The sequence below is a fragment of the Gluconacetobacter sacchari genome (assembly GCF_014174255.1).
Classification (GTDB): domain Bacteria; phylum Pseudomonadota; class Alphaproteobacteria; order Acetobacterales; family Acetobacteraceae; genus Gluconacetobacter; species Gluconacetobacter sacchari.
On the sequence record NZ_JABEQJ010000013.1, the window covers coordinates 63,115 to 88,433 of the forward strand.

Consider the following 25,319-nt stretch of genomic DNA (forward strand, 5'->3'; position numbering starts at 1 on the left):
TTTTCAGCCGATGATATCGTTGCTCGTAATGAGATGGATTTATTTTCTCATTGTATGAAATTCAAAATAAAAATCAAAAAATACCGTCGATGCGTCATTATTCATCGACCATTCCACGGAACGACCCTGTGCAGGCCGGATATGGCCAGACGCTTCACTTCCAGGAGGTCCTGTCATGCGATCACCGACCCATCCGCGACGACGGCTTCTGATTTCCGGCCCCATCATTGCCTGTAGCGGCATCTGGGTAGTCGGGCCGGATGCCCGGGCCGCGACATCCGACACCCCCGCCCATCACGCACGCCACGCCACCGCCCAGGGTGCCGGCCCCATCGCCACCCGCGTCGCACCGGCCCCGCCGGCGGCCGAGACCGTTTCCGTCACCGGCGGCATCACCACGCCGACCGGCGTACGCAACACCACGCCCGGCGGCGGCATGATGCCGGTTCAGACCGCCCCGAAATCGCGCAGCGAGGTCACGCGCGATTTCATCGCCAAGAAGCCGGCCAACACCACGGTGCAGGCGATGCTGGCCAGCATGCCCGGCGTGTCCTACGCGCGATCCGATCCATACGGCCAGATCTCGCGCGGGATCATGGTCCGCGGCCTGAACTACACGCAGGTCGGCTACCTGGTCGAAGGCATTCCGCTGACCGACGCCGTCTATCTCAGCCCCGATGCGATCGGCGGCAGCCCGGACATGGAAAACGTGTCGTCGGTGGCGCTGACCCAGGGTTCGCCCGACATCAGCAGCCCGGCCTATTATTCGGTGGGCGCCGAAATCCGCACCACATTGCGCGATCCGGCGCGAACGGCCGGCGGCCTGCTGGAATCCAGCTACGGCACCTGGAACATGAAGAAGGAATTCGCCCGGATCGATACCGGCGAAATCGGCCATACCGGCATCCGCGCCTTCATGTCCTATTCCTGGAGCTACAACCGGTTCTGGCAGACGCCCGGTTCGCTGACCCGCCACCATGTCGATGCCAAGGCGATCAAGGAGTGGGGCAACGGCAACAGCGCCGGCGTGACCTTCCTGTGGGGCCATTATACCTCAGCCGGCATCAACGCCAACGGCTCGGCCAACCCGACCAAGGCGTCGTTCGAAAAACTCGGCACCTCGTCGCTGTATTACAATACCACCTATACGCCCGGCGTCGGCAGCTACTGGCCGCTGGCGCGCCTGCGCAACGACGTGCTGGCCATCGTCGCCCCCGTGCGTCTCAACCTGGGCAGCGGGCTGAAACTCTCGGTCACGCCCTATTTCATCAGTTGGGACAAATGGACCAACTACGGCGAAACCATCAGCCAGGACCACAGCTATTACGGCACCCACCTGGTCGGTCCGCTCAGCCTGCCTGATGTCGGTGCCAACGGCAGGCAGACGGTCGAGGTCGTCGACCCGCAGCACCAGCACATGCTCAGCCTGATGACGGACCTGGCCTGGACCCGTGGCCACAACACGCTGCGCGCCGGATACTGGTATTCCTATCTCGACATGACCGAACGGGCCAACTACGCGGCGACCAGCGCCCAGGGCCTGCCGGCCAATGCCTGGGGGCGCTTTGGCGTGACCACCGCCGACGGACAGGTGATGTCGGGGTGGGACATCGTGTTCCGCCAGCAGACAAACGCCATATTCATCGAGGATACCTATACCGCCTTCGACGACCGGCTGAAACTGAATGCCGGCTTCAAGGAAGTCATGATGCAGCGCTGGGTCAGCAACCTGATCCCCGGCGCCGCGACCTACAAGAACGGCGCGAACTATGCCGAGCCGCTGCCGCAGGTCTCGGCCAGCTTCGACATCACGCCCAACGACCAGATCTATGTCAACGGCACCACCAGCTTCAAGGCACCCGACCGCAGCGAAGCCTATATCGACATCTATGACGCCGCGTCCCCCATCCCGATCCAGGGCCATCCGCAGGACATGAAGCCCGAATACGCGATCGGCGAGGAACTGGGCTATCGCCACAATGGACTGGTGCATCTGTCGGCGGCGCTGTTCAACTACAACATGGTCAATCACGACGTGCTGTCGACCGCCTTCGTCGGCGGATCGCTGGTCACGGCGCCGATCATTCTGGGCGGGCAGACCATTCGCGGCGCGCAGCTCGAAATCGGGCTGCGTCCCTGGCATCATTTCAGCCCGTATGCCTCGGGCTCGTACGTCCATGCGACGACCGACAACGATTTCAAGGTCGGCAACGACGTGCTGCCCACGGCCGGCAAGATCGCGGTCAACACGCCCGCCTTCGCCGGGGCGATCGGGCTGGCCTATGACGACGGCACCTATTTCGGAAATTTCAACCTGAATTACATCGGCAGCCGCTACAGCACCTTCATGAATGACGAGAGCATGCCGGGTTACCTGACATCCGACATCACGCTGGGCTACCGGATGCCGAACCTCCATGTCGCGCACGCCACGCTGTACCGGCCGCAGTTTCAGTTGAACCTGATGAATATCGGGAACAACATCTACTATGCCCAGGCGGCGGGCCTGACATCCAATGCGCACACCATGACGGGCCTGCACGGCACGACCATCGCGGGCAAGAGCCCGACCTACCAGATCGGCGGCGGCTTCGCGATCGCCGGCGCCATCACGGTCGGATTCTGACGACAGGAAACACATGCTTACAGATCAGGAAATATCTATAGTATGACGCAGGATATCATGACAACGGAAATGCGCGACGCCCGCTACGTCATGCATCCGCTGACCGACGCCCGCGCGAATCTGCAAAGCGGGTCGCTCATCATCGACCGGGGCGAGGGGATCCATGTCTACGACCTGGCGGGCAACCGCTATATCGAGGCGATGGCCGGCCTGTGGAGCGTCGGGCTGGGCTTCAGCGAGACCCGGCTGATCGAGGCCGCGACGCGGCAGATGGAACGCCTGCCCTATTACCACCCCTTCACCCAGAAGGGGCATGGTCCGATGGTCGACCTGGCGGAACGGCTGGTGACGATGGCACCGGTGCCGATGAGCAAGGCGTTCTTCACCAATTCGGGCTCCGAGGCCAACGACACCGTCATCAAGATGCTGTGGTATCGGGCGAATGCCCTGGGCCAGACGTGCCGCAAGAAGATCATCAGCCGGCATCGCGCCTATCACGGCATTACCGTCGCGGCGGGCAGCCTGACGGGTATCCCCGCCAACCATACCGGTTTCGACCTGCCGCTGCCCGGATTTCTGCACCTGACCACGCCGCATTATCGCCGCTTCGCGCAGCCGGGCGAAAGCGAGGAGGATTTCGCCACCCGCCTGGCCACGGAACTGGAAGAACTGATCCTGCGCGAGGGGCCGGACACCATCGCCGCCTTTTTCGGCGAGCCGGTGATGGGCGCCGGCGGCGTGATCGTGCCGCCGCGCACCTATTGGGAAAAGATCCAGGCCGTGCTGGCCCGGTACGAGATCCTGCTGGTCGCCGACGAAGTCATCTGCGGCTTCGGCCGCACCGGCCGCATGTTCGGCTGCGAAACATACGACATCCGCCCCGACGTCATGGTGCTGTCCAAGCAGTTATCGTCGTCCTACCTGCCGATTTCCGCCATCCTGCTGAACGGGAAACTGTTCGAACCGATCGCGGACCAGACGCATGCCATCGGCACGTTCGGCCATGGCTTTACCGGCGGCGGCCATCCGGTCGCCGCCGCCGTGGCGATCGAGACGCTGCGCATCATCGAGGAACGCGACCTGGTAGCCCACGCCGCCGCGATCGGCGAGCGGATGCAGCAGCGCCTGGCCACGCTGGCCGATCACCCGCTTGTCGACGAGATCCGGGGCGTGGGGCTGATGGCGGCGGTGGAACTGACGCCGTCGCGCGCTGCCGACCCCGCGTCATGGCCCGTGGGCGCGCTGGGGCGCCGGGCCGCGCTGCATCTACAGCAGCATGGGGTGATTGCGCGCTCCGTGGGCGACGCGCTGACCTTCTGCCCGCCGATGATCATCGACGGTGCGGGAATCGACGCCATCGTGACGGCGCTGCGCACCGCACTTGATCTCTGCCTGAAGGAAATGGCGCCATGACCGATCTGTGCGATATCGACGCGACGACCCTGCTGGCGCTGTATGCGAGCGGCGCGGTCTCGCCGGTCGAGGTCACCCGTGCGGTTCTGGATCGCGCCGCCGCCATGCAGCCGGTGCTCAATCCGTTCGTGCGGATCGACGCCGAACCCGCGCTGGCCGCCGCCGCCGCCTCGGAACGGGCTTGGCGCGCCGGCCTGCCGACCCGGCCGCTGGAGGGCGTGCCGGTCTCGATCAAGGATACCGCGATGACGCGGGGCTGGGTTCTGGGGCGCGGGTCGCGCCTGTCGATCGGCCAGCCGGCGGCCACCGAGGACGCGCCGTCGGTGGCGCGGCTGCGTGCGGCGGGGGCGGTCATCTATGCCTGCACCACGACGTGCGAGGGCGGGTGGAAAGCGGTGACCGACAGTCCGCTGACCGGCATCACCCGCAATGCCCACGATCCGGCGGTCACCCCCGGCGGCAGCAGCGGGGGCGCCGGGGCCGCGCTGGCCTCGGGCTGCGGCCCGCTGGCGCTGGGCAGCGACGGCGGCGGCTCGGTGCGCGTGCCCGCTAGCTTCAGCGGCATCTTCGGCATGAAGGCGACCTTCGGCCGGGTGCCGCAATGGCCGATCGGACCCCATTATTCCGATCTGTCGCATTACGGACCGATGACGCGTTCGGTCGCCGATGCGGCGCTGATGCTTTCGGTAATGGAAGGATACCATCCCAGGGACCCGTACAGCTTTCCGCCGGCGGCACCCGGCGCCTTTCTGGCCGGCCCGCTGGCGCTGACGGGCCTGCGCGTGGGCGTGACGGAGGATTTCGGCTGCCTGCCTGTCGATCCGGCAGTACGGACCGTCTTCCGCGCCGCCGTCGCGCGGGCCGAACTGGCGGGCGCGACCCTGGTGCCGGTACCGGATTTCGCGGATTGGCGGCCTACCTACCGCATATTGTGGCAGGCCGGCGCGTGGCAGGCGCTGCGCCACCTGCCGGCCGAGCGGCTGGACCTGGTCGATCCCGCGTTCCGCGCCGAGGCGTTCAAGGGCGCCGCCATCCCGACCGGCGACCTGATCGAGGCGCAGATGCGCCGCATCGCCTACCGGCAGGAGGCCGCGCGCCTGTACGAGACGATGGATGTCATGCTGTCGCCCAGCGTGTCGGTCCTGCCCTTCACCGCCGGACGGACCGTCCCCGATGCCTCGTGGCCCGACTGGCTGGAATGGGGCGGCTTCGCGTTCCTGGGCAATATGACCGGCCAGCCGGCGGCGTCGATCCCCGCCGGCTTCTCGGCGTCGGGCCTGCCGGTCGGGGTGCAGGTGTCGGGCCGTGGGCAGGACGACGTGACGGTCATGCGCGTCTGCCAGACCCTGGAGGGGCATCTGGCGGAGGGACGCCGCGCGCCGTCGCAGGTCGTGGAGCGGCTGAACGCCTGACGGCCAGGGCAGATCGAAGGGAGGAGCGCCGATGGGCATCGCATTCGGAATCGTCGGCCTGTTCTGTGCCGGCCTGGTCGTGCTGTTGCAGGCCAGCTACCGCAAGGACCGGTCATTCTCGGACTATGCGGTCGGGGGCCGGTCGTACGGGGCATGGCTGCAATCCATGTCGTTCCTGAACAGTTGGTGGCCCGGCGGCCTTCTGCTCTCGCTGACCGGCATGGCGCTGGGCAGCGGCGTGGTCGCTTTCTACATGCCGATCTACAGCCTGCTCACCGTGCTGCTGATGTATCTGATGGCGCGGCGGGTCTGGCTGTGGGGGGCGGCGAACGACCTGAAGACCCAGGCCGACCTGCTGCGGCTGCGCTATGATTCCACGGCGCTGGCGGTCACATCGGCGGTCGTCAGCGTGGTGTCGATCATGCCCTGGCTGGTGTTGGGCTTCAAAAGCCTGGGCGCGATGTTTTCCGCCCTGTCGCTGGGCCGGCTGACGCCGGGCCAGGCGGTGGCCTGCGGTGTGGCGCTGATCCTGGCGCGGCAGGTCTGGACCATCCGCATGGGCATGCGCGGCCTGGTCATCTCGGACATGTATCAGGGGATCGTCGCCTATGTCGGCGGCACCGCGCTGATCCTGGGTCTGATCGCCTGGATGGCGGGACAGGGCCTGTCGCCGGCACGCCTGCCCGCGCATCTGCTGCGGGTGCCGGGTGCCGACGGTGCCGGCGGCGGCCCGCTGACCCTGTTCTCGATGATCCTGACCGGCACGCTCGGCGGCTGGTGCTGGCCGCCGATCTTCGTGCGGCTGTATACCGCCGACAGCGTCCGCAGCATGTTGCGCGCCGGAGTGTTCAGCGCGCCGCTGTCGCTGCTGTTCTCGATGGCGCTGGTGGTACTGGGCCTGATGGCCGCCGCCCTGCCCGGCCTGCATGGCGACGCGGACATGGCGTGGTTCGAGGTGGCCCGCCTGGCGGCGGGGCCGGTCGGGCTGGGCCTGGCCGGTACGGTGATGCTGGCGGCGACGATGGGCGGGGTGGACGCCATCATCCAGGCCATGGGCACCCAGGTCGCCAACGACATCGTGGGCGCCGGCCGCGTGCTGCCCTACCGGACGTCGATCCTGACGGCCAAGGGCACCATGGCCGTCGCCACCGCGCTGGCCGCCGGCATCGCCTGCCTGCCGATCGCGCATCTGTCGATGCTGGCGCTGCTGTCCTACCAGGGCATCATCCAGGTCGCGGTCGCGCAATATGGCGGACTGTTCTGGCAGCGGGGCACCGCCACCGCCGGCATCGCCGGCATGATCGCGGGCTTTGCCACCGCCATCCTGCTGGAAACGGCGTTCCACGGCGCGGCAGGCCATTTCTGGGGGCTGAGTTCCGGCGTGATCGGGCTCGCGGTCAATGCCGCGACCTATATCGCCCTGTCGCTGCTGGCCCCCCACGGGGCAGCCGAAACCCGCCGGGTCGCCCTGTTGTTCGCCGGCACCGGGGAGCAGCGCGACACCCTGGCCGTTCCCTCCATTCCCCTGCCGCAGGAAGATACCGCATGACCCCGCTCCGCCCCCGCGCCACGCCGATCGTCGCCTGGATGGCCGCGAACTTCGCCGCCGCCCTGCTGCCTCCGGTCTATCTTTCTCTGGGCATCGCCACCCTGGTGCTGCCCGGCCTGCCCTGGTCGATCGCCTATTTCCTGGGGCTGGGTCTGTCGATCGTCGGCTGCCTGCTGGCGGCCTATCGCGACGATGAAAGACGCGGCTATTTCACCACCTGTTCCGCGCAGGACGGAGATCGCGCCGGCAGACCGTCCGACCATCCCGTATGAAACCTCACGGTTCCACCCGATCGGCGGCGGGGGGCATGCCGAAGGCATCGCGATAAGCGCGGGAAAAGCTCGACCGGCTTTCGAACCCCGTGGCGGCGGCGATTTCGGTCACCATCAGGTCGGTCTCGCGCAGCATCGTGCGGGCGCGGGCCAGGCGCAGCCCGCGATGATGCGCCACCATCCCCCGGCCGAACGCCTGAAGGAATACCCGTTCCAGATGCCGTGCGGAGCAATGGGCGATGGCGGCCAGTTCGCCGATATCCAGTCGGCGGTCGGTCGTCTGTTCCATCAGGGCGACCACCCGCGCCAGCCGGCGGTTATGCGCCACCGAACGACCACGCTGCGGTGCCTTCTGCGCCGCGCCGGAGCGGCGGATGATCGTGTGGATGAACTGTTCCGACACACGCCGCGCGAAGCGCGCGCCGCGCAGGTCGGCGATGCGCGCGAGCATGAGGTCGATCGACGCCGTGCCACCCGCGCAGGTGAAGATGGCGCCGTGATCCTCGAACAATTCTTCCGACGCGATCCAGTCCGGAAACGCCTCGACGAAAGCGGGCCGGGCCTCCCAATGCATCGTCATCGGCGTGTCGCGCCCGACCCCGGCCCGCGCCAGCAGGAAGGCGCCGGTATCGATCCCGCCTAGTTGGGTACCGCGCCGCGCCAGCGCGCGCAGCGTCCGGTCATGCGCCCGCGCCGGCCCCGCCAGCGGCGAGAAGCCCGCGCAGACCACCAGCCAATCCAGCGACGGCGCATCCGCGCGCACCGCATCGGCCAGCGGCCGCGCCGCCTCCATGCGCATGGCGTTGGACGCCATGACCGGCCCGCCATCCAGCGACAGGATATCCCACTGGTACAGCGCCTGCCCGGCCAGCCGGTTCGCGACCCGCAACGGCTCCGCCGCGCAGAGAAACCCCAGCGCCGAAAAGCGGGGAATCAGCAGGAAACCGATGCGGCATGTCATGGGCGCTACCGTATCGTGGCGGAAAGCGGCACGCAAAGGGCGGGAATGGTCACGCATGCCGGGGCGGCGCGCGCGACACTCGATGCGGGACAGAATGCCGACTGTCCATCGGCACGAGGACGAACCCGCATGAAGACCAGCCTGTTCATCACCTGCGCGGTCACGGGGGCCGGCGATACGGCCTCGCTCCATCCCGGCCTGCCGATCACGCCCAAACAGATCGCCCAGGCCGCGATCGAGGCCGCCCGGGCCGGCGCCGCCGTGGCGCATATCCATGTGCGCGACCCCGAAACGGGCAAGGCGGCGCGCGATGTCGCGCTGTATCGCGAGGTCGTCGAACGCATCCGCGACGCCGATACCGACGTGATCATCAACCTGACGGCCGGAATGGGCGGCGACCTGGTGCTGGGCGACGGCGAGACGCCTCTGCCGCCCGACGCGGCGCAGACGGACATGGCCGGCCCGACCGAACGGCTGGCGCATGTGGCGGAACTGCTGCCCGAGATCTGCACGCTCGATTGCGGGACGATGAATTTCTCGCTGGGCGATTACATCATGGTCAACACGCCCTCGATCCTGCGCGCGATGGCGCGGCAGGTGCAGGCGCTGGGCGTGCGGCCGGAACTGGAAGTGTTCGATACCGGCCATCTCGCCTTCGCCAAACAGATGCTCAAGGAAGGATTGCTGGACGCGCCGCTGATGATCCAGCTCTGCATGGGCGTGCCCTATGGCGCGCCCAACGACCTGCTGACGCTGCAAGCGATGGTCAACGCCCTGCCGGCGGAGTGCGTGTACAGCATGTTCTCGCTCGGCCGCTTCCAGCTTCCCTATGTCGGGCTGGCGCCGATGGTCGGCGCGAATATCCGCGTGGGGCTGGAGGACAATCTCTATCTCGCGCGCGGCCGACTGGCCAGCAACGCCCAGCTCGTCGAGCGCGCGGCGACGATCCTGGGCGCGATGAATGTCGAGATCCTGGGCCCGCAGGCGGTGCGTGACCTTCTCAGACTGACGAAGCGGGGATAATGCCATGACCGGACAGGATTTTTCTCCAAAACGCTGCGCGCTGGTCGGCGGCGGGGTGATCGGCGCCGGCTGGGCGGCGCGTTTCGTGCTGAACGGCCGCGATGCCGTCCTTTACGATCCCAGCCCGGAATCCCGCGTCCGCGCCGAGGCCATCCTCGCCATGGCGCGCGCCGCCTGGGCCAAGCTGCTGCCCGGCGCCCTGCCGCAGGAAGGGCGGCTGCACATCGCCGCGACGCTGGACGAGGCGCTGGACGGCGCGGATTTCGTGCAGGAAAGCCTGCCGGAGATCGAAACACTGAAATGCGCCGTGCTGGCGCGGATCGACGCCCTGCTGCCGGCCGGCGTGCCCATCGCGTCCTCCACCTCCGGCCTGCTGCCCACCCGCCTGCAAGCCGGGCTGCGTCACCCCGGGCGTTTCGTGGTCGGGCATCCGTTCAACCCCGTCTATCTGCTGCCGCTGGTGGAAATCTGCGGCGGCGAACAGACATCGGCCGAGACCAGGACGCGCGTCGCCACCTTCTATCGCGCCATCGGCATGCAGGTCCTGCATGTGCGCAAGGAGGTGGACGGCTTCATCGCCGACCGGCTGCTCGAAGCCCTGTGGCGCGAGGGGCTGTGGCTGATCGAGGAAGGTGTCGCGACCACCGCCGAACTCGACGACGCCATCCGCTATGGCGCGGGGCTGCGCTGGGCCTTCATGGGCACCTTCCTGACCTATCGGCTGGCGGGCGGCGACGCCGGGATGCGGCATTTCCTCGCCCAGTTCGGCCCGGCGCTGAAACTGCCCTGGACCAGGCTGGTCGCGCCGGAACTGACGCAGACGCTGATCGACCGCGTCGCCACCCAGTCGGACGACCAGGCGGCCGGCGTGGCGGTGCGCGCTCTGGAAAGCCTGCGGGACGAGGCGCTGGTCAAGATCGTCCGCGCGCTCGCCACCGTCGGTCCGCAGGGCTACGGAGCGGGAGCGACGCTGAATGCCTTCGTCGCCGGCCGCGCGACCGTCCGGCAGGACGGCGCGCCGACAGGCTGGCAGGGCGTCGTGCCGCCGGATTGGATCGATTATAACGGCCACATGACCGAACATCGCTATCTCCAGTTGTTCGGCGAGGCGACGGACCGCCTTCTGCACGCGATCGGCGCCGGGATGGATTATGTCGCGGCCGGGCAGAGTTTCTATACGGTCGAGACCCATCTGCGGCATCTGGGCCAGGCGTATGGCGGCATGGCGATCACGGTCCGGACCCGCATCCTGGACGCCGACGACAAGCGGCTGCACCTGTTCCACACACTGACCGAGGCTGGCGGCGACACGCCGCTGGCCACGGCGGAGCATATGCTGGTCCATGTCGACACGGCGCGGGGGCGCGGCGCACCGATGCCCGGTGCCGTGGCCGAAGCCATTGCCCTGCTGCGCGCGGCGCAGGGCGGAGAGCCGCGACCCGAGGGGGCGGGACGCGCCATCGCCATGCCGCGCCGGCCATGAAGCCGGGCCGCCTGATACGCGCCGCGTGGCTGGCCGCGGCCATGCTGGCCGCCCCGGCGGCGGCCGGTACCGAAACGCCGGCGCGGTTCGACGACGCGCGGCGGATCGCGTCCCTGCCGGACGGGATCGACATGGCCTATATCGATCGCGGCCCACGCGACGGGCGACCCGTGATCCTGGTCCATGGCTATACCGACAGCGCGCGGGACTGGCTTCCCGCCCTGTCCGCCTTCGCACCGCGCGACCGGCTGATCCTCATCGATCTGCGCGGGCACGGCCATTCTTCCAAACCCGAATGCTGCTACGCCCTGGTCGATTTCGCGTGGGATATCCGCCTGCTGATGGAACGGCTCGGCCTGCAACGGGCCGACCTGGTCGGCCATTCCCTGGGCAGCCTGGTCGTCCAGGTCTTCGCCGAAAACCGGCCCGACCGCGTGAAGCATGTCGTGCTGATTGCCTCCACCGGCGGCCTGTCTCCCACACCCACGCCGCGCGAGCGTGCCGGACGCACGGCCGGTTTCGACTCCCGGACGCCCATCAGCCGGTTGCGCGAGCCGATCGATCCGGACTCCGCCTTCATGCGCGCCTGATGGTCGTCCCCCACGCCGGTCGATCCCGATTTCCTTCGACGCCTGCGCACGGACTCCGCCCGGATCCCCGCCGCCGTGTGGCGCGCCGTGCTGGACCAGACCCTGACCGGCTTCGACCCGCAACCCGGCCTGGCCCGGCTGAAGGCGCGCTGCCGGGCGCGCAGGTGGCGATCTATCCCGGGCTCGGCCATAATCCGTTCTGGGAACAGCCGCGCGCCGTCATGGCGCGGATTGATCGGTTTCTTGATCAACCTTGATTATTTCCGTTCTACGGCTCTTTCCCCAGCATCGCCTCGACAGCCGCGCGACCGGCGCGGCCGTCGCGCGTCACCACGTCGTCCAGCCACCCCGACCAGGCGTCGGGATGGTCACGCAGCCAGCGCCACGCGACGATGGACGGTTTGACGCGATCCCGCTGGATCGCCAGCATCATCGTATTTTCGTCCTGAACGCTGAAACGGATGCGCGAAAGCAGGCGCGCGGCGTTGGGGCAGGCGGTGTCGTAGCCGGCGCGGACCACGGTATGGACCGATGCCCCGCCATCGGGCCCGAACACCGCCTCCCCCCCGGTCAGGTAGCGGATCGGAAAGCGCATGTTCATCGGGTGCGGTTCCCAGCCCAGGAACAGGATCGGCCGGTGGCTCTGCACGTCGCGGTCCAGTTGCGACAGCATGCCCTGCTCGCTGCTTTCGACCAGACGGAAGCGGCCCAGGTCGAACTGGTTGGTACGGATCATGTCCAGCACGAGGGCATTGCCGTCATTGCCCGCCTCCAGCCCGAAAATCATGTAGCCCAGTCGCCGGCCCCAGGATGCGATATCCTTGTAATCGCGCAATCCGGCATTCCAGACATAATCGGGCACCGCCAGCGTGTAATGCGCGCCGGACAGGTTGGTCGCGATGCGCTTGACACTCCCGTCGGCCAGGAACGGCGCGATCGCCGTATGGCCTGACGGTTCCCAATTGCTGAGGAAAGCATCCACCCGCCGGTCGCGCATGGCCACATACGTCATCGTCAGCGTCAACATCGGAACCTGCGGCCGGTAGCCCAGGGCGTCGAACAGCCGCTGGGCGACGGCGGTGACGGCCTCGGCATCGGTCCAGCCGACATCGGAGAGCCGCACCGGCGTGCAGGATGCGGGATCGGCGCCGCGCGCTCCCCGCGCCGAAACGCACAGGGCCACCAGCCCCGCGAGCAGGATTCGCGCCGCCCGCATCACGGCGGCCCCTCCGGCCCGGCGTGACCGGGCGCGGGAAAACGCGCCCGGCGCTCCAGGCGTTCCAGATCCATATGGCTGCGGATATAGAGCGCGCGCGCGTCGCGCACGGGCTGATGGTCCCAGGCGGGCGGCGCGCCCTGGCGCAGGGCCTCGGCCACCAGCCGGCGGCGGCGCTGCGACGCCAGCACGTCGGCATGCAGCGCGGCCAGGTCCCACCGCTGCCCGATCTCGGCCAGGAACGCCGCGCGCACGGCCTGACAGGCCGGGCCCGCCGCCAGGTTGCGACTCTCGCCCGGGTCGGCCCGAAGATCGTACAACTGGTCCGGATCGGCCGGACAATGGACGAATTTCCAGCGCCCGCGCCGGATCATGACGATCGGCGCGATCGCGCCCTCGGCGGTGTATTCGCCCAGCGCCAGCCCGTCATCATCATCCCCCGCGCAATAGGGCAGCAGCGAGCGGCCTTCGCCGGGCAGGGAGTCCGGCCGGCCGGCCAGATCGCACAGCGTGGGCAGCACATCGACCAGGGACACGCAGGCCCGCACCCGGCGGGCGCCGAAGCGCGCGGGCGCGCTGACGATCAGCGGCACGCGGCAGGCATCGTCGAAGAAGCTCATCTTGTACCATTGCCCGCGCTCGCCCAGCATCTCGCCATGGTCGGCCAGCACGATCACGACGGTGTCGCGCGCCAGCCCGGTTTCGTCCAACGTGGTGAGAATCCGGCCGAACGAGTCATCGACGAAGGAACAGGCGCCGTAATAGGCGCGGCGCGCCGCGCGGATCTGGGCCTGGGTCACCGGCTGCAAATCCGCGCCGTTGATGTGCCGCAGGCGGGCGGCATGCGGATCATCCGCGCTTGCCGGCAGCACCGGCATGTCGATCTCCTCGTCCGTGTAGCGGCTCCACCACGGATCGGGGATCGTGAAGGGATCGTGCGGATGGGTCAGCGAGACCACCATGGCGAACGGCCGGCGATCGGGATCGCGCGCCAGGTCATACAGCTTCTGCCGGGCACTGAACGTTACTTCCTCGTCGAAATCGAGCTGGTTGGTACGCACGCACGGCCCGGCCTCGGTGACCGAATTCATGGTATGGTACCATTCCAGCCGTTCGTCGAAGCGCGTCCAGTCGGGCGTCCAGTTGAAATCGGCGGGATAGATGTCGGTCGTCAGGCGGGTTTCGAACCCGTGCAACTGATCGGGACCGCAGAAATGCATCTTGCCCGTCAGGATCGTCTCGTACCCCGCCAGGCGCAGATGATGGGCGAAGGTCGGCGTCTGCGAGGGAAATTCGGCGGCATTGTCATACGCGCCGATCCGCGAGGCCAGCCGGCCGCTCATGAAGGTCGAACGGGACGGCGCGCAGAGCGGAAAATTGCAATAGGCGTTCTCGAACACGACGCCGCGCCGTGCCAGCGCATCCAGATGCGGCGTCTTCGCGACCGTGCCGCCATAGGCGGACAGGGCGCCCGCCTTCAACTGGTCTGCCATCAGGATCAGGATATCGGGGCGTTCGCGCATGATCAGGCTGTTCCGTTCGTTCAGCGGCACCGGCTCCGGTGACGATCGCCCAGGGCGGCATCATTATGCGTCGCGCCACGTCGCGCGTCGCAGACAATCGGCGCCCACGCGAGACAGGATCGAACGCCATCCGATTATTCGAAGATGGCAAACGCCTGTTGTAGAAGATTTCAGACAGAATCTTGTATTGTTCTGACATCTGCCCCACGGGGGGCAGAAACACGCGGCCAGGCCGCGATCAGCCCTCGTCCGGGGCATAGGACAGCCGGTTGCGGCCTGCCTGCTTGGCCATGTACAGCGCCTTGTCCGCGCGGGCCAGGACCTGCTCGCCATTCCGGTCGGTCGGCAGCATCCGGGCGATCCCGACACTGACCGTCAGCGAAATGGCCACGTCCTCGAACCAGGCCTGCGTCTCGGCAAGCTCGCAGCGCAGGCGGTCGCCGATCCGGCCGGCTTCCTCCGACCCGATATTGGGCAGGCAGACGGCGAATTCCTCGCCCCCCATCCGGCCGGTGATGTCGTTGGAACGCAGCACCGAACTCATGATCGCCGCGACATGACGGATCACCTCGTCGCCCGCCGCGTGGCCGTAGCGATCGTTGATCGATTTGAAATGATCGACGTCGATCATCATGACCGCCACCCGGTCGATCCGTGCCTGGACCAGGCCGGACCATGTCTTTTCCATCCGCTCAAGGAACGCCCTGCGGTTCGGCAGGCCGCTCAGATGGTCCAGCCGCGCCAGGTCGTGAAGCTGCTGCTCCATCTCCATGCGCTCGGTCACGTCCGTCACCAGCCCGTGCCACAGCGTCTCGCCGTCCGGCAGCCGGGCCGGGCGGGCGTCGATCTGCCGCCAGAACACGCCCCGCGCCGGCAGATCGACACGAAAGATGCATTGCCAGGGCACCAGGTCCCGCTGGGACGCGTCGAGCGAGGCGCGATACATCGCCCGGTCGTCGGGATGGATGCGCGCATGAATGGGCGCGGTACTCGTCGCCACGTCTTCGGCGGTCAGCCCGAAGATCTCCCGGATGCCGGAACTGACATAGGTCATCCGCGCCATGCCGTCGGGCGTGCGCCGGGATTCGAAGATCAGCCCGGGAATCTGGTTGGTCAGGTTGGCCACCAGGCTGGTGCTCTGCTGCAACCGCTCGGCCATCAGGCGGGTCGAGGTGATGTCGGTGGTCGTGCCGACCATGCGCAGCGCCCGGCCCCGCGCATCGCGGCTGATGACCATGCCGCGGCTCAGCACCCATTTATAGTGTCCATCCTTGCAGCGCAGCCGATACTCGGCGGCGTAGACCGATGTGCGCGCGTCGAAATGATCCTGCATGGCCGCCTGGACATAGGCCAGGTCGTCGGGATGCACGCGATCGTAGCTATCGTCGATCCGCGACGGGAGTTCGCCCGGGGAATAGCCCAGTATTTCGAGCCAGCCGGAAGAATATCGGATTGTGCCGGTGACGACGTCGCGGTCCCAGATACCGGTCCCGCTCCCTTCGATCGCCAGCACCATGATGTCATGAAAATCGTCCACCATGCGCCATCAGACCCCGCCGCTCCCCATTCACACTCATAGCCGACCTTATCCTTCTCGAAAACCGGGGAAGGAGGTGCCGGCCCCTGGGGGCGTCAATCGCGCCCCGCCGCCCCGACGATGGCGCGCCCGGCGCGGATCGCGGGATGCAGCGCGGGGAAGCAGGCATCGGCGCCCGCGACCGCCGTGATCCGGTGCCGGTCCATATCGGCGCGCAGATAGGGTGAAACGCGGCCGAACAGCACGCGCACCCCGCGCCCGCGCAGGTCCGCCAGCAGGTCGCGCAGCGTACCGGCGGCCGAGAAATCGATGTCGGTGATCGCACTGGCGTCGACGATCAGGCAGCGGAGGCGGGTCGGCGCGGTATCGGCCAGCAGGCGCGCATCCTCCGCGAAGCGCGAGCAGTTGGCATAGAACAGGTCGGCGCCGAACCGGTAGACGATCAGCCCGTCCTCCGTCTGTATCCCCGGCCTCACCGGCACCGGCTCCAGCGCGCCGGTGGCGCCATCCACCAGCAGCACCATGCTGTGCGGGCGGTAGCTGTGGCGGACATGGCGGAACAGCGACAGCGCGATCGCCAGGAAGATACCCTGCTCCACCCCCACCCCCACCACGGCGGCGGCCGTGGCCACGGCCAGGCGGAATTCGCCGGGGCTTTCGCGGCGGATGGCCAGCAGGCCGCGCCAGTCGATCATGCTCGCCGCGACGGCAAAGACGATGGCGGACAGCACGCAGCGCGGCAGGTCGCGCAGCGGCCCGGTCAGCACCAGCAGCACGACCAGCGTGACCAGCGCGAAGACAAGCTGGGCGCGCTGGCTGCGCGCGCCCGCGCGCAGCGCCATCGCCGTCTGGGTAGGGCTGCCATTGACCACGAAGGCCCCGGTCAGCGCGGCGGCGGCATTGGCCGCGCACAGGCCCAGAATGTCGGCGTTCTCGTCCACGCTTTCGTGACAGCGCAGGGCGAAGGCGCGCGAAGTCGCGGCACTCTGCGCGATGATCACCACCACGCAGGAGGCGGCGACCGGCAGCAGGGCCAGCATCTCGTTCCACGTCACGTCGGGCAGGCGCGGCGATGGCAGGCCGCCCGCGATCGGGCCGATGACCGCCACCCCGCGCCCCGCCAGATCCAGCGCCCGGCTGGCGGCGATGGCGCCCACCACCGCGACCAGCGCCATCGGCGCGCGCGGCACAAGCCGCCCGCCCGCCAGGATCAGCGCCAGCACCAGCAGCGACAGCCCGCCGCACAGGATGCTGGCCCCCGGCAACCCGCGCACGACCTGCGCCAGTTGCGCCAACGGATTGTGCGCCGGCGCCGCCACGCCCACCATGTCGCGCGACATGGCGATGCAGACCTGCACCCCGACCCCGGTCAGGAAGCCGACCAGCACGGTGCGCGAGAAGAAATCGGCCAGGAAGCCCAGCCGGAACAGCCGCGCGCCCAGCAGGAATGCCGACGCCAGCCATGCCACCGCGCCGACCAGCGCCACGTAGCGCGGGCTGCCGGCCACCGCCATGCCCGCCAGCCCGCTGGCGATGATGGCGGCGGTGGCGGAATCGGCCGCCACCACCAGGTGCCGCGACGACCCCAGCACGGCGAAGGCCACCAGCGGCAGCAGCACGGTATACAGGCCCGTGACAGCCGGCATGCCGGCGATGGCGGCATAGCCCAGCACCTGCGGGATGTTCATCGAGGCCAGCGTCAGGCCGGCCAGCGCGTCGCTCCAGCCGCCCGGCGCGCGCAGGCGCGCCAGCGGGCCCCCGGTTGCGGCCGCCATGGTTCAGACCCTTCCGTCCCCCGTCGGCAGGCGCCCGGCGGCGATCGCCTGGCGGAATGTCGCCCAGTCACGATGGGTCTGCGCGGCGTAGAGCAGCGCGAAGCCGCCGATCGCATCGGCAAAGGCCCGGCCGCGCCCCAGATAGGCCGCCAGCGCCACCGCGTCGCCCGTCCGGGCGTGGGCACGGGCCAGCGTGCGGCCGCAGAGCGGCGCATAATCGGCCAGCCCCTGCTGCGCGACTTCGGTGCCGATGGCGGCAAGCCGGGAATCCTTGAGGCGGCGGACATAGAATTGCCGCCCGGCGCCCGAGAAATCGTGGCGGATGTCCTCGGCCTCGTCCTGCCCCTGGGTATGGGTCCAGCCGAGGAAAGTGTCGGACGCCGCCTGCATCATGCGCTGGCCGGTGACCACCCGCTGCCCCTGGTTGCGGAAGACCGAGACCCCGGCATGGGCGGCGAGCACGGAGTCCTGCGCCTCCTTGATCTGGAGCAGCAGGCTGTCGCCATCGGCGGTGGCGAACAGGCCGATGGCGCAGAACGTGCCCACGCTGCCCACGCCGACGACCTTGAAGATCACGTCGCGCAGACGGTACCGGGCGAGCAGGATGCCGCGTTCGGGCGGCTGGGTGGCGACGTAGCGGGCGAAGGCGTGGCGCAGGACCTCGTCATGCTCGGGCAGGCGCATGACCAGCGGGGGCTTTTCGCGCAGCGAGGGCGCGCCGGTATCGTCGGCGACCAGGCCGAAATGGCGGCGGGCGCTCGCCATCCGTTCGGCCAGCAGGGTACGCGCCCGGCGCCGCGCCCGCGTGTCGTCGAAAGCCTCGATCGCGGCGGCGAGGTCGATCCGGTTGGTCCAGATTTCCAGCGGCGTCAGCGGGGCCAGCCGCGCCATTTCGGCCGCGTAGGCCCGAGCCGCCCGCACGGCCAGTTCTCGCGCCGCGCCGTCCGACAGCCCGGCCTCCTGCCCCGCCAGCACCAGCGAGGCCGCCAGACGCTTGATGTCCCACTCGAAGGGCGCGGGCAGGGTTTCGTCGAAATCGTTGATGTCGAAGACCGGCGCGCCCTCGGGCGAGGCGTAGGCGCCGAAATTGGCCAGATGGCAGTCTCCGCAGGCCTGCACCCTCGGGCCGGTCCAGGCCGTCTGCGCCAGGTCCGCCGCCATCACGGCGGCCGCGCCGCGCAGGAAGGCGAAGGGCGAGGCCGCCATGCGCTGGTAGCGGACCGGCAGCAGGGCGGCGATGCGGCCCTCCCCCTGCCGTTCGAGAATCGCCACCGGGTCGGCGCGGCCGGGGGCCGGAACCCAGTCGGCATGGGCGCCGCGCGGCAGGCTCTGCCGCAGGGCGCGGCCGCCGGCATGGCGGTCGCGCCGGGTGGACAGGGCGGTGGACAAGGCGCTGGCGTGGCCCAGGGTGGGGAAATCGGCTGGATAGGCGGTCATCGCCGGATGTTCGCAAGTCGCGGGGCCGCCGTCACGTGCAAAACATCGTCACCGGCCCCGCGCACGGTCATCCCGGCGGCGTGGCCTGGTCCACCAGCCGCCGGAGCGCGTCGAGATAGGCGATGAAGGCGGAACGGCCGCTGTCGGTCAGGATCAGCCGCGTCAGGGGGCGCCGGCCGGCGAAGCCTTTGTTCTGCACCACATACCCGGCCTCTTCCAGCTTGCGCAGATGGGTCGACAGATTGCCGTCGGTCACGCCCAGATGGGCGCGCAGGGCCGTGAAATCCGCCATGCCGGCCGAGGACAGGTAGGCCATGATGCCCAGCCGCACACGGCCATGGATCACATCGTCGATCTGCCCGATATCGAAATGGTCCATGACCGGTCAGGCCGCCCGGCCTTCGCGGCGCAGCAGGACCCAGCCCGGCAGCGCCACCAGCAGCAGGATCAGCAGCCCGTAGAGCAGCAGGACGGCGGAACTGTCGATCGTCGCCGCCACCGCCAGCGCGCCGGCGAAAGCCCCCGCCGCGACCAGCCGCAGCCAGGACTGGCCCGAGATGACGGCGGTGGCGCTCCATCCCGCCCCGTACAGCGCGAGGACCAGCGAGGGAAACATGACCCAGACGATCGGCGTGCCGCAGCGCCAGGCCAGGATCAGACCCGCGAGGAACATGATGCCGACCCCTGTGCCGAGGCCGCTCCACATCATGCCGATGGCGCGATTGACCATGACCACACTGCCGGGGCGGCCGGGCTGCGCGCGGTTCAGGACCCAGATCACCGGCAGGTAGACGACCATGGCCGCCAGCCATACCCAGACCTGCGCCTGCGGCGGCAGGCCCGCCCGCCCGGTCGCGACCGCCCAGGCGACGACGCTGGCCAGGCCGAACAGCAGCCCGGCACCGAGGAAGTAAGGGCCGCTGGTCAGCGGCGCGCTGCGTCCGGCCTCGGCCAGGGCACGCATGAAGGCCAGGTCGTCACGCAGCGACGTTTCGGGGCGGGTGGTCATGAAAGCCTCGCGAGATTGCGGTGGAAAGGACAGTCGGATGGAGAAAGCGGACGGCATCTCGCCGGCACGGTCCGGAACAGCGGCAAGATGCAAAACCCTCCCGGCGCGATGGGACCGTATCGACAGGAGGAGATGTAAAACAAATTACTCTCTAATTCAAAGTTAATTTTTTTGAAAATCCATCGGCATCGATCCCGGCCGCATTCCCGCGTCAGCGCCGCCCGCCCGACCGGCGCTCCATATCGTCCAGGAGACGAAACCGCTTTCCCTCCCGCATGTTTATGCCTGCACGAGGCAGCCCCCGAAGGCACGGGAAAGACTTCCCATAGAAATATAAAGAAGATGTGGAACATGAGACGCGGCAACACCCCCTCGGAGAAGAACTCGCCTTTCGCGATGTCCGTCCGGGCGGCATGGCGGCCCGCGGCGGCCCGGGCCCTGTGCGCGCTGGCGGTCGCCTTCGTCACGCATGCCGCCTTGCCGGCCCGGGCCGCCGATCCGGACCCCTTGGCCGCCTGGCCCTTCCAGCGGGAAGCCCAGACGGCGAACACCCAGCCGATCGGCAGTCTCGAACAGACCATTCCCGGCTTCCTGCAATCGCCGTACGGCCCCCCGTCATTCGGCGCGCCCTACGGCACCACCCACGCATTCGGCGATTGGGGCGGCGTCCAGCCATGGTTGCAGAATCACGGCGTCTATGTCGCGCTCGGCCTCTATGAAGGCATTTCCGGCAATGTCTCCGGCGGCAAGCGGCAGAGCTACACCCTGGCCGGCCAGGTGGGCGCCACGGTCGATATCGACTGGCAGAAATTGCTGGGCGCGGGGGCGTGGTCCGACGATTTGTGGCTGCACACGCTGGCGGTCAATGGCAATGGGCAGAATCTCAGCCGGCTGTTCGGCGACAACGGCAACCAGGTGCAGCAGATCTATGGCGCGCGCGGTAACGTGGTCGCGCACCTGGTCTGGGCCTATTTCGAAAAATCATGGTTGCACCACAAGGTCGATCTGGCCGCCGGCTGGATTCCGACCGGCACCTTCTTCAACAATTCGCCATGGGTGTGCAGCTTCATGAATGTGTGGCTGTGCGGCAACGTGACGCCGACCAAATATCTGGCAGGCGGGCGCGACTGGCCGTCGGGCAATATCGGCACCGTCCTGCGGCTGATGCCGAACCCGCAGGTCTATGTCATGGGCGGGCTGTTTGCCGTGTCGCCGCATAGCTACAATGGCGGCATTTCAGGCTGGGCGTGGGGCCAGGACAATCTGGGCAAGCTGGCGACGGAAGTGGAAGTGGGCTGGATTCCCGAATTCGGGCCCAACCATCTGATCGGCCATTACAAGGTCGGCGCACTCTACGACAATTCGCGCTATGACGATCTTTACGACGATGGCCACGGCCAGCCCTGGATCGTGACCGGGCGGCTTCCGCGCCGGCAGAGCGGGCAGACGTCGGTCTGGGTGCTGGCGGATCAGATGCTGATCCGCAACGGCGAGGGCCCGATGAACGGGCTGGTGCTGACCGGACAATATTCCTATGCCGATGGCAAGACGTCGCAGATGAACCATCATCTGGTCGCCGCCCTGCTGGATACCGGCGCGCTATGGGGCCGGCCGCTGGACAGTGTCGGCATCAATGTCCAGTGGGCCAATTTCAGCCGCAGCGCCATCCTGTCGCAGGAAGCGGCGGCGGCCCACGGCCTGCCGTTTCGCGGCGCGAATTTCGGCACGCCCTATGGCATCCAGGGCCATGAAACGATCTATGAAGCCTTCTATTCGGTCCACCTGATGACCGGCGTGTCGCTTCAGCCCGATTTCCAGTACGTCAACCATGTCGGCGGCACCACGGTCTTCAAGGATGCCGTCGTCCTCAGCACCGTCGTCAGCGCGCTGTTCTGATATCGGAGCCCGTCCGACCAGCGCGGTCGCGCGCCGTCAGCGATGGGCATCCATCCATCGGCTGATCGCGTCCACGGTCTGCGCCTCGATCCCGTCATAGCCATGCGGCGTGAGGGAATCGCAGTTTCGCGCCGCGCGCGTCAGGCCGCCGGACACCATCAGCACGCGCACGTCGCGGCTGCCGGTCAGGGCCGCGGCGATTCTCGGGGCGGCGTCGGGAGGCGCGACCGCGCAGCGATCGTCGCGGTTGGCGACGATCAGGGCCGGACTGCGGACCAGCCGGGGATCGGCACTGAAGACGGTTTCGTGGCTGCCGCCCATGACCGACACCGATTCCGTCAGGATGACGCCGGCCACCCGACCCGCCGGCGCGTGCGCCGCGCCGTTCATGGCCGCGATCGATCCCTGGCTGGTCCCGAGCAGGAAGACCGCACCCGCCCCATGCGCCCGGACAAAGCCGATCAGCGCGTTCACGATGGCGGCATAGCGGGGAGAACTGCGGACGCCCCGCAGGCTCGCGCCGTCGATCGCATCCGGGATCAGGACCCCATAGCCCTGGGCGACCCAGAGCGCGCGCGTCCGCACGACAAAATTGGTGCCGTGACGCAACCGCCCGTCCGGTTCCAGACCGATCTGTCCGGAGCCTCCGGGCAGCATGATGATCGTGCCCTTGGCGCCGGGCGGCACCCAAAAGAGAACGCGCTGGCGCGTGCCGTCCGGCAGACGGAGATCCAGCACCCGCTCGTCATGCCCGGACGCCGCCGCCGACACCCCCGCCGCGACCACGGGCATGAAGAGTGACGCGATCAAAGCCATGACCAGGGCGTGACCGGCCGGTCGCCGGGACAGGAAGGCAAGACATGCCGGGCATCGGGTTTCCAGGCGGATACGATGTCCGAGCCACCGCCATATTCGTGCTATAGGCTTGGCGATGGAGACCAGACCCCCCATTCCACTCGCCGTTCTTGTTGGCATCCAGACCCCCGATGTCGATGATGTCGCCCATGAAGCCAGCCTCGCCGAACTGGGGCGGCTGGTCAAAACGCTGGGCTACGAGGTGGTCGGCTCGGTGTCGCAGAAGCGCGAAGGCACGGGTGCCGCGTCGCTTCTGGGCGCCGGCAAGCTGGAGGAACTGGCCGCCCTGACCGGCGGCAGCGGCGTCGTCACCTCCATGGCCGCGCCCCCGATGACCAAGGCCCGCAAGCGGTTCGAAGGCGCCGCCGAGGCCGCGCGCCCGGCCGAACCCGATCCGGACGCCCCCCGCAGGCCCGAATGCGTCATCGTCGACCATGAACTGTCGCCCAGCCAGATCCGCAACCTCGAACGCGCCACCGGCGCCCAGGTGCTGGACCGCACCGGCGTCATCGTCGAGATCTTTCACCGCCATGCCAACACCCGCGAGGCGAAATTGCAGGTGGAGATGGCGCGCCTGAAATATGTCGCCCCCCGCCTGCGCGAATCCGCCACCGGCGGCGGCCGCCAGCAGGGGCCGGGGGCCGGCGAAAGCAACCTCGCCCTCGACCGCCGCAAGATCCGCGACCGGCTGGCGGAACTGAAAACCCAATTGGAGGCGGTGCAACGCGACAGCGACCATCGCCGGTCCGCCCGCCGCGACCAGTTGCGCGTTGCCCTGGTCGGCTACACCAATGCCGGCAAATCCTCGCTGATGCGCGCCCTGACCGGCAGCCAGGTCCTGGTGCAGGACAAGCTCTTCGCCACGCTCGACACCACCGTCCGCATCCTGCAACCCGAAACGCGCCCGCGTGTCCTCGTCTCCGACACGGTCGGGTTCATCAAGCAACTGCCCCACGATCTGGTCGCCTCGTTCCGCTCCACCCTGTCCGAAGCGCTCGAGGCCTCGCTGCTGCTCTACGTGGTCGATGCCTCGGACCCGACCTATGAAGCGCAACTGGAGGTCAGCCGCGGCGTGCTGCGCGACATCGGCGCGGATGCGGTGTCGTCCCGGCTGGTCCTGAACAAGATGGACCGGGTCGACGCCACCCGGCGCGCCGCCCTGCTGGAAAAACACCCCGACGCGATCATGCTCTCCGCCCACGCGCCCGACGATGTCAGCATGCTGCGCGACACCATCGTCGCCTTCTTCGAGGCCGAGATGGTCGACGACGTGCTGGTGCTGCCCTACGCCAGGCAGGCGCTGATCGGCGAGATCTATGAAAGCGCGCGCGTCCTGTCCGAAGACCATGACGAGACCGGCCGCGTGCTGAAGGTACGCGGCCTGCCCGGCGCCATCGCGCGCCTGCGGCGAAGCCTCGCGGCCCGATGAAGGCCACGGGGGAACACGGGTCGGCCCATCCGCGCAAACGACAGGCGCATGTCCGACGGCCTTCGCGTCACGCCGGCCCGTCGCCCCTGCGGGCAGCCTCGATCCGCGCGATATCGATCCGGCCCATGGTCATCATCGCGTCCATCGCCCGCCTCGCGGCGGCGCGATCGGGGTCCTTCAGCGCGGCCAGCAGCACGCGCGGCACGATCTGCCATGAAAAACCCCAGCGGTCCCTGCACCAGCTACAGACGCTTTCGCTGCCGCCATTGCCGACGATGGCATTCCAGTAGCGGTCGGTTTCCGCCTGGTCTTCGGTGACGACCTGAAAGCTGACCGCCTCGTTCGGCTGGAAGGCACGGGTGCCGTTCAGGCCGACGAATGCCTGCCCCAGAACCGTGAATTCCACGGTGAGTTCGCTGCCCTTGCTGCCGCCCGGATAGTCGGATGGCGCACGGGTCACCTGGCCGACCGCGCTGTCGGGAAAGGTGGCCGCATAGAATTCCGCCGCGTTCCGCGCCTCGCCCTGGTCGAACCAGAGACAGGTGACGATCTTACCGGACATGGCCGCTCTCCCACGTTTTGAGGCCGTCATGCGCCAGATGGTCCGCGCCGGACCGGGTTCAAGGCCCGTCGCGCCGATCCGCCGATCAGGTTGGCACCTTCGTGTCAGCATGACACACATGTGAAATATTTACGTATTCGTATCGTATTCTGCGTGACGCCTACACTGCGCGAGCCCTACGCCGCACGGACCCGACGCTGCATTATCGAGGGCATCCTCATGCCTGACGGGATGGAAATCCCGGACCAGGGGTTTCGTATCGCCGCGCGCAGATTCGAGGAAGAGGCCTTGTGGACATGGACTCCATCATCCACCCTGCGCCCACAGACCGTCATGGACCTCGCGGCCCGGAACGGCGTCGGCCTTCCCGCGACGGATCCTGAAAAATTCCATCAATTTTTAGATTTTTATGATTTTATTGCACGTCTTGAGGTCATCGGGATCGGAATGGATTGCGCGGAGTTCAAGGGGCCGCCGGACCTGTTCCAGCATGCGTACGCCCTGGCGCGCTCCGCCGGATTGCGCCGCACCGCCCATGTTCCCGGTTTCCGCGATGGACGATCCGCCGATGTTCGGAACCGACATCGGCACCATCTATGTCACGATGGCGCAGGTTCTGTCGCTGGACATGCGCGAGGTCGCAACCATGTCCCCCCGCCATCGATGCGGCATGGCTTTCCGACGCGGAAAAATCGGCCATGAAAACGGATTTTCAGAGGGCCATGGACGCGCTGGTCACGGACATGCGGGA

21 protein-coding genes are annotated in these 25,319 nt (G+C 68.0%); 11 read left to right on the top strand and 10 right to left on the bottom strand.

The window, feature by feature from the left end; all coding sequences use genetic code 11:
• The first annotated feature begins 175 nt into the window (after positions 1 to 175).
• The 5 genes from HLH48_RS11305 to HLH48_RS11325 are packed head-to-tail and all read left to right on the top strand — an operon-like array spanning position 176 to position 7,272.
• Entirely contained in the window at positions 176 to 2,626 is a 2,451-nt protein-coding gene (locus HLH48_RS11305) for a TonB-dependent receptor (RefSeq protein ID WP_182997612.1), read from the top strand.
• A gap of 42 nt (positions 2,627 to 2,668) precedes the next feature.
• Positions 2,669 to 4,039 (top strand): aminotransferase, encoded by a 1,371-nt coding sequence (locus HLH48_RS11310; protein WP_182997613.1) that lies wholly within the window; start codon positions 2,669 to 2,671, stop codon positions 4,037 to 4,039.
• Positions 4,036 to 5,451 (top strand): amidase family protein, encoded by a 1,416-nt coding sequence (locus HLH48_RS11315; RefSeq protein WP_246387253.1) that lies wholly within the window; start codon positions 4,036 to 4,038, stop codon positions 5,449 to 5,451. The genes HLH48_RS11310 and HLH48_RS11315 overlap by 4 nt, the downstream gene beginning before the upstream one ends.
• Before the next feature lie 31 nt (positions 5,452 to 5,482).
• Positions 5,483 to 7,000, top strand: coding sequence for a sodium:solute symporter family protein (locus HLH48_RS11320; RefSeq protein ID WP_182997614.1), 1,518 nt, complete (start codon positions 5,483 to 5,485; stop codon positions 6,998 to 7,000).
• The gene (locus HLH48_RS11325) at positions 6,997 to 7,272 is read left to right on the top strand and encodes a hypothetical protein (RefSeq protein WP_182997615.1); all 276 of its coding nucleotides are present in this window, start codon (positions 6,997 to 6,999) and stop codon (positions 7,270 to 7,272) included. The genes HLH48_RS11320 and HLH48_RS11325 overlap by 4 nt, the downstream gene beginning before the upstream one ends.
• 4 nt (positions 7,273 to 7,276) lie before the next feature.
• Here HLH48_RS11325 and HLH48_RS11330 read toward each other — a convergent pair whose 3' ends face one another.
• Positions 7,277 to 8,233 (bottom strand): GlxA family transcriptional regulator, encoded by a 957-nt coding sequence (locus HLH48_RS11330; RefSeq protein ID WP_182997616.1) that lies wholly within the window; start codon positions 8,231 to 8,233, stop codon positions 7,277 to 7,279.
• Positions 8,234 to 8,362: 129 nt separating this feature from the next.
• Here HLH48_RS11330 and HLH48_RS11335 point away from each other — a divergent pair, with 129 nt between their 5' ends.
• The 3 genes from HLH48_RS11335 to HLH48_RS11345 are packed head-to-tail and all read left to right on the top strand — an operon-like array spanning position 8,363 to position 11,329.
• Entirely contained in the window at positions 8,363 to 9,256 is an 894-nt protein-coding gene (locus HLH48_RS11335) for a BKACE family enzyme (protein WP_182997617.1), read from the top strand.
• Between the two features lie 4 nt (positions 9,257 to 9,260).
• Positions 9,261 to 10,739 (top strand): carnitine 3-dehydrogenase, encoded by a 1,479-nt coding sequence (locus HLH48_RS11340; protein WP_182997618.1) that lies wholly within the window; start codon positions 9,261 to 9,263, stop codon positions 10,737 to 10,739.
• Positions 10,736 to 11,329 carry an alpha/beta hydrolase gene (locus tag HLH48_RS11345; RefSeq protein ID WP_182997619.1) on the top strand — a complete coding sequence of 198 codons (594 nt, stop codon included), beginning with the start codon at positions 10,736 to 10,738 and terminating at the stop codon, positions 11,327 to 11,329. The genes HLH48_RS11340 and HLH48_RS11345 overlap by 4 nt, the downstream gene beginning before the upstream one ends.
• Before the next feature lie 268 nt (positions 11,330 to 11,597).
• Here HLH48_RS11345 and HLH48_RS11350 read toward each other — a convergent pair whose 3' ends face one another.
• The 7 genes from HLH48_RS11350 to HLH48_RS11380 all read right to left on the bottom strand — a co-directional run bounded on the left by HLH48_RS11350 (position 11,598) and on the right by HLH48_RS11380 (position 19,826).
• Positions 11,598 to 12,545: a glycine betaine ABC transporter substrate-binding protein gene (locus tag HLH48_RS11350; RefSeq protein ID WP_182997620.1), complete on the bottom strand. Its 948-nt coding sequence runs from the start codon at positions 12,543 to 12,545 to the stop codon at positions 11,598 to 11,600.
• The gene (betC, locus tag HLH48_RS11355; protein WP_182997621.1) at positions 12,545 to 14,068 is read right to left on the bottom strand and encodes a choline-sulfatase; all 1,524 of its coding nucleotides are present in this window, start codon (positions 14,066 to 14,068) and stop codon (positions 12,545 to 12,547) included. Before betC ends, HLH48_RS11350 begins: the two co-directional genes overlap by 1 nt.
• Before the next feature lie 238 nt (positions 14,069 to 14,306).
• Complete coding sequence (locus tag HLH48_RS11360; RefSeq protein WP_182997622.1) at positions 14,307 to 15,608, bottom strand: sensor domain-containing diguanylate cyclase; 1,302 nt, start codon at positions 15,606 to 15,608, stop codon at positions 14,307 to 14,309.
• A gap of 92 nt (positions 15,609 to 15,700) precedes the next feature.
• Positions 15,701 to 17,380: a SulP family inorganic anion transporter gene (locus HLH48_RS11365; RefSeq protein WP_182997623.1), complete on the bottom strand. Its 1,680-nt coding sequence runs from the start codon at positions 17,378 to 17,380 to the stop codon at positions 15,701 to 15,703.
• Between the two features lie 3 nt (positions 17,381 to 17,383).
• Entirely contained in the window at positions 17,384 to 18,817 is a 1,434-nt protein-coding gene (locus HLH48_RS11370) for a DUF2252 domain-containing protein (protein WP_182997624.1), read from the bottom strand.
• A 67-nt stretch (positions 18,818 to 18,884) separates the two neighbouring features.
• Complete coding sequence (locus HLH48_RS11375; RefSeq protein ID WP_182997625.1) at positions 18,885 to 19,196, bottom strand: winged helix-turn-helix domain-containing protein; 312 nt, start codon at positions 19,194 to 19,196, stop codon at positions 18,885 to 18,887.
• 6 nt (positions 19,197 to 19,202) lie between these two features.
• Positions 19,203 to 19,826: a hypothetical protein gene (locus tag HLH48_RS11380; protein ID WP_182997626.1), complete on the bottom strand. Its 624-nt coding sequence runs from the start codon at positions 19,824 to 19,826 to the stop codon at positions 19,203 to 19,205.
• 351 nt (positions 19,827 to 20,177) lie between these two features.
• Here HLH48_RS11380 and HLH48_RS11385 point away from each other — a divergent pair, with 351 nt between their 5' ends.
• Positions 20,178 to 21,722: a carbohydrate porin gene (locus HLH48_RS11385; RefSeq protein WP_246387254.1), complete on the top strand. Its 1,545-nt coding sequence runs from the start codon at positions 20,178 to 20,180 to the stop codon at positions 21,720 to 21,722.
• Between the two features lie 36 nt (positions 21,723 to 21,758).
• Here HLH48_RS11385 and HLH48_RS11390 read toward each other — a convergent pair whose 3' ends face one another.
• Positions 21,759 to 22,538 carry an alpha/beta hydrolase gene (locus HLH48_RS11390; protein WP_246387255.1) on the bottom strand — a complete coding sequence of 260 codons (780 nt, stop codon included), beginning with the start codon at positions 22,536 to 22,538 and terminating at the stop codon, positions 21,759 to 21,761.
• Positions 22,539 to 22,653: 115 nt separating this feature from the next.
• On the opposite strand from HLH48_RS11390, the gene hflX reads away from it, so the two are divergent.
• Entirely contained in the window at positions 22,654 to 24,006 is a 1,353-nt protein-coding gene (gene hflX / locus HLH48_RS11395; RefSeq protein ID WP_182997628.1) for a GTPase HflX, read from the top strand.
• Between the two features lie 67 nt (positions 24,007 to 24,073).
• On the opposite strand, the gene HLH48_RS11400 is transcribed toward hflX, so the two are convergent.
• Positions 24,074 to 24,568 carry a VOC family protein gene (locus tag HLH48_RS11400; protein WP_182997629.1) on the bottom strand — a complete coding sequence of 165 codons (495 nt, stop codon included), beginning with the start codon at positions 24,566 to 24,568 and terminating at the stop codon, positions 24,074 to 24,076.
• Between the two features lie 120 nt (positions 24,569 to 24,688).
• Here HLH48_RS11400 and HLH48_RS11405 point away from each other — a divergent pair, with 120 nt between their 5' ends.
• Positions 24,689 to 25,270, top strand: coding sequence for an amidohydrolase family protein (locus tag HLH48_RS11405; protein ID WP_246387256.1), 582 nt, complete (start codon positions 24,689 to 24,691; stop codon positions 25,268 to 25,270).
• Positions 25,271 to 25,319: the final 49 nt, after the last annotated feature.